The sequence below is a fragment of the Leyella stercorea genome (genome assembly GCF_021531655.1).
This window is the reverse complement of record NZ_JADYUF010000088.1, coordinates 1-4,055: the sequence shown is the minus strand read 5'-3', so window position 1 is coordinate 4,055 and position 4,055 is coordinate 1. Positions and strand designations below refer to the sequence as shown.

Annotated in this window: 4 protein-coding genes; all 4 read right to left on the bottom strand. The window is 43.1% G+C overall.

All coding sequences use genetic code 11. The features are described 5' to 3' along the window. Positions 1-427: 427 nt before the first annotated feature. Entirely contained in the window at positions 428-577 is a 150-nt protein-coding gene (locus I6E49_RS13980; protein ID WP_235403083.1) for a hypothetical protein, read from the bottom strand. Positions 578-643: 66 nt separating this feature from the next. Continuing rightward, complete coding sequence (locus I6E49_RS13975) at positions 644-784, bottom strand: hypothetical protein (protein WP_235403081.1); 141 nt, start codon at positions 782-784, stop codon at positions 644-646. A gap of 551 nt (positions 785-1,335) precedes the next feature. Beyond that, complete coding sequence (locus I6E49_RS13970) at positions 1,336-2,007, bottom strand: hypothetical protein (protein WP_235403079.1); 672 nt, start codon at positions 2,005-2,007, stop codon at positions 1,336-1,338. Positions 2,008-2,291: 284 nt separating this feature from the next. Beyond that, complete coding sequence (locus I6E49_RS13965; RefSeq protein ID WP_235403078.1) at positions 2,292-3,554, bottom strand: hypothetical protein; 1,263 nt, start codon at positions 3,552-3,554, stop codon at positions 2,292-2,294. Positions 3,555-4,055 lie beyond the last annotated feature (501 nt).

Below are 4,055 nucleotides of genomic sequence, written 5' to 3'. Positions count from 1 at the left end.
AAAAATACGACTATTTATTGAATTATTAAATTAAATAACTAATTATCAATATGTTAATTTATAGAACATCCCTAAAGTAGAACACTATATAGTAAGTACTGGTTTTGCTCAAGTCATCAAAGGTTCGGCTCTCAAGGATTATGTCTCAGGGATATGGGGATGTGAACTTATTGAGAATCGTGATAATGAGAACAATCCATATATAAGCGAAATAGCTTATACTCATGGCAATATGTCTGCATTTAAGCAAGTAGAAAAACTTCGTCAAGATGACCGTATTGATATGTTTGCAGAGGCAGATTATAGAGATAACACTACTGCCAACATGTGGATATGCAATAAAATTCAAGAGTTTGCAGAAAGAATAAAAGAGCATGAAAAGGCAAAATTGCAGAATACAAATACAACGCCAAAGCACCTTGACACTTTACTCTTTCATATATTTCTCAGGAAGAGCATTGACTTCTTTCCAGAATTCCGAGGCATCAACATGGTATTCCTCAAATATAGGATCTTGCATATATCCATCAACAATGGTTTTGTCAAAATCCCAAATAACAGCAATTATATTCTTCATAGATTGTAAGTTGTTTTTTTATATGATGTTAGTACTCAATTTAGGGCATAGCCCTTTGAGGGTGTGTCAAAACTCAATTCTACGGGCTGAAAGTCCAAAAAGCACATAGCCCAAGGCAGCGCCTTGGGTGTACGGATTGAAAATAGCAAAACGCCCAGTAAGGGCAAAAGCATTGATAATTAACGCTTTTGCCCTTGCAGGGCGCATTGTTTTTGGTGGCTTTTTACCTCAGGGCGTTCTTGCTTAGGCAAGCGGCAGAGCCGAGCGGCCCTGGGCTATGTGCTTCTGCCCCATCGGGGCGTGCTGCTTAGACCTTTGCACACCCTCATTGAGATGTTAAAAATTTCACTTGTTTATTAAGTATTATATACTTTCTCTCGCCATGGCAAAGTTCAAGCAAGCTTGCTTTGCTCATGACTTATCGAAAAAGTTTCATACATTTTACACACATGTGATTTTCGGCTGCACTCGGCATAGCTTAAACAAGTTTGGCTCTGCTCTCGTTGGCACGAAAATTCTTCGCTCGACAATGCCAATGATGAATTTTGAGTGTTGAAAGTTGAGTGTTGAGTTATTCGCAGCTACACCTGCGATTGTGAGTTGGTCAATTGTGAATTGTATCACGAACTAATTGGTGATGATTCACAGTTGGCCCGCTGGGACAAGGCTTGATATCATGAAAAAATGAATACGTTATCATTGGGCGATGAAGTCGTTATCGTTGGCGGATGAAGACGTTATCATTCTCAGGGGTATGTTTATACGTTCTTCAGACTCTTGTTGCGCATGGTGTAATGGTCGCCTACTACATAGTCGCTCTGGTCGAGTTCGGGGGTGATGTAGGAGGTGGTGTAGATGAGCTGATAGGAGTCTGTGGGGTATGACTTCAGGCGTTCGATTAGGATGTACTGGAACTGCTGGGCACGCTCCTTCTCTATTCCCTTGTCCTCCATGTTGTCGGCAAAGATGAAGTGAGGATAGCGCATCCATGGGATGTCGAGAGAGGCGAAGAAGAGGGAGAAGCGAGCCACTATCTTCAAGAAGAATGCCGAGGAGGCACTATACTTGGAGTATTTGTCGGAAAGATAGACGAGGTTGTTGGCAAAGTCGACGTGGAAGTCGGAGGGGTGTGAATTGACGAAATCGCGCTGACGCTCCTTGTCGTGTTGCAAGAAATAGACTCCGTGCTCCTGCATCTTCGACAGCACTTGGGCGCGGCGACTCTCTTGACCTGCTGTCTTGGCGTGTATCAAACACTCCTCACGCGAAAGGTCGGATTCGAGCTGCTCCTTACGCTCTATAAGTTGCTCGTAATAGTCGGCTCGCTCCATCATGTCGTACAACTGCAAGAGTTCGCCATTTGCCATTCCCTTATTATATATAAGGTCTTCTATTTCTTCCTCGGCTGTGCTGCGTACATTGTCGAGCATTTGGTCGAGCGTCTTACGGGTGCTACGATACTTGCGACGAAGACTATGAAGATGGGCTTTGAGCTGGTCGAGCTGCTTGATGTCTTGCTCAAGATTGGATGTTGACTCCTTGATCTGAAACGACAGTTCGGCTATAATACGCTTTGCCTGGGTGATGCCAATGATGAATGTTGAGTGTTGAATGTTGAGTGTTGAGTTATTCTCAGCTATGCCTGCGATTGTGAATTGTACAATGTTGAGTTGCCAAAGGCTTTAATTCATGTCTAAGTTTGAGGGAACACGATTCACCTTCGGAGTATGTCTTTTAGTCTTGGGTCAAGGATGTCCACCATTTTTTCGATTTCACTCTTGCTGCGTTTTGGATCCTTTTGTTTGTTCCAATCCTTAAAAGTGCGACTGTTGCAGTCAACAAAATGATTGGAGACGATAATCCAATGTACCTTTTGACCTTCTGGACATCTGATAAGTCCACGACTCAAGAGGGTCTTTATGAAGTAATATAGCTGGCTTTGTGCACCTGTCCACTTCACTTTAACGGAAGATGAAATTCCACCAAAAATTGCACAAAAATCTTCAGGGGTAGTGTTTTCGTCCAGCCATCCTTTCTCAGTCAGTAGTTGGCGCAGATAGTCCAAACGCTTCCATGCATTATTGTCTTGATAGGTATAGACGAATACGGCATCCGTCACTTTTGACTTCGTGCCTGTGATTTGCCGCTGTTTGCGCATGGTATTGCCCGTTTCCGAGACAACTCTTCTGCTTTCCAAATCCTTCATATGTTTGCGGATGCGTTCCTTGGCTTCTATCCATTTCGGATCTGTCACTCCATAGAGTAGTTCAAGCAGCATGTCGTATACGGGCTTTATCTCTTCGTAGTTGGCGGCTTCTTCAAGACAATACTTCACAATCGTGTCGAAATTGATTCTTGAATCTATTGTTTCATGTGCCGCATCAATAATAGCTTGGGCCTTTTCTTTTGCAACTTGAAGTTCTGAAGCGACAGATGCCGGTTCTGCTGCACTGCTAACCAAATCAAGCGGGTCGCCAAGATGAGCATGATATCTATAGCCACCTCCCAATATTATACGTCTGCCAGCGGCATTGCTTTTGTCTCTTTTGCCACTGGAGGAATCTTTGCGAAATACCTTGTGACGTTTTTTAGGCATTTGTCTCAAACGATAGCGTTCTGTATCTGCCGATGCCACTTTTATGGGTCTACCGTTGGCATCAACCACCAAAATAGTATTTTTGGCTTGATAGAAATATCTTTCGGCTTCTCCTATACCATACAAATCGCGTATGTAGGTAGCCATTACAGGATCGTGACCCTTCTTCTGCAAATCGATATACACGCCAGCCATAGCACGGGATACATCTTTGAGGGGCAGATTCACTTGCAGCATACGTCCCAATGCTTTCACTGCTTTCTGCGGCTCGGAAGAAAATGTTAGCGACTTGGCTATATCACTGCTGCTAATTGCATTGACTGGGATGGATTGCGCCAAAGTGCGCCTATGCTCCATTCCTAATGTTCGGCATATTTTCATATTCGGTATAACTTTCGGCTTTAGAAATTTAATTTTAAAACTTTTTCTGCGTCAGATTCTGTCTTATTCTCATGTGGTTGCAACGAAATGGCATTCAAACAACACGCCTGACTTTGTTCGGCATTCGGCAGCAAAATCTTTATATGCCGAATGGTTTTACAGTGTATTATAGAGGCCGTCATCGAAAAGAAACGTCCCAAAATCAACTTTTATTAACTCCTAAAAATTCAAGACAATGAAAAGAAACCGTAATCCAACAAACAAGTCTGTAATGAAGCGTTATGCTACGCTTGATTCTTCGATCGGTTCTCGATTGCTTCTCGATCGCTCTTCGTTCGGTTCTCGATCGGTTCTCGTTCGTTCTTCGATCGGTTCTCGTTCATCCTTCGTTCATCCTTCGTTCATCCTTCGTTCATCCTTCGTTCATCCTTCGTTCGGGAATCGAAGAACAATCGAAGATGGATCGAAGAAGTATCGGAGGTACATCTGAGGCAAAACGGA